Annotated in this window: 1 rRNA gene; it reads left to right on the plus strand. The window is 53.5% G+C overall.

What is annotated here, in order from left to right:
• Nucleotides 1-903, plus strand: a 23S ribosomal RNA gene (locus OGX97_RS00560); the annotation flags it as partial.

Consider the following 903-nt stretch of genomic DNA (forward strand, 5'->3'; position numbering starts at 1 on the left):
GGTTAACCGAATAGGGGAGCCGAAGGGAAACCGAGTCTTAACTGGGCGTTAAGTTGCAGGGTATAGACCCGAAACCCGGTGATCTAGCCATGGGCAGGTTGAAGGTTGGGTAACACTAACTGGAGGACCGAACCGACTAATGTTGAAAAATTAGCGGATGACTTGTGGCTGGGGGTGAAAGGCCAATCAAACCGGGAGATAGCTGGTTCTCCCCGAAAGCTATTTAGGTAGCGCCTCGTGAATTCATCTTCGGGGGTAGAGCACTGTTTCGGCTAGGGGGTCATCCCGACTTACCAACCCGATGCAAACTGCGAATACCGAAGAATGTTATCACGGGAGACACACGGCGGGTGCTAACGTCCGTCGTGAAGAGGGAAACAACCCAGACCGCCAGCTAAGGTCCCAAAGTCATGGTTAAGTGGGAAACGATGTGGGAAGGCACAGACAGCCAGGATGTTGGCTTAGAAGCAGCCATCATTTAAAGAAAGCGTAATAGCTCACTGGTCGAGTCGGCCTGCGCGGAAGATGTAACGGGGCTAAACCATGCACCGAAGCTGCGGCAGCGACACTATGTGTTGTTGGGTAGGGGAGCGTTCTGTAAGCCGTTGAAGGTGTGTCGTGAGGCATGCTGGAGGTATCAGAAGTGCGAATGCTGACATAAGTAACGATAATGCGGGTGAAAAACCCGCACGCCGGAAGACCAAGGGTTCCTGTCCAACGTTAATCGGGGCAGGGTGAGTCGACCCCTAAGGCGAGGCCGAAAGGCGTAGTCGATGGGAAACAGGTTAATATTCCTGTACTTGGTGTTACTGCGAAGGGGGGACGGAGAAGGCTATGTTAGCCGGGCGACGGTTGTCCCGGTTTAAGCATGTAGGCGGAGGTTCCAGGTAAATCCGGTACCTT

It is taken from the genome of Citrobacter sp. Cpo061, assembly GCF_030332845.1.
In the GTDB taxonomy this organism is placed as follows: Bacteria; Pseudomonadota; Gammaproteobacteria; order Enterobacterales; family Enterobacteriaceae; genus Citrobacter; species Citrobacter portucalensis.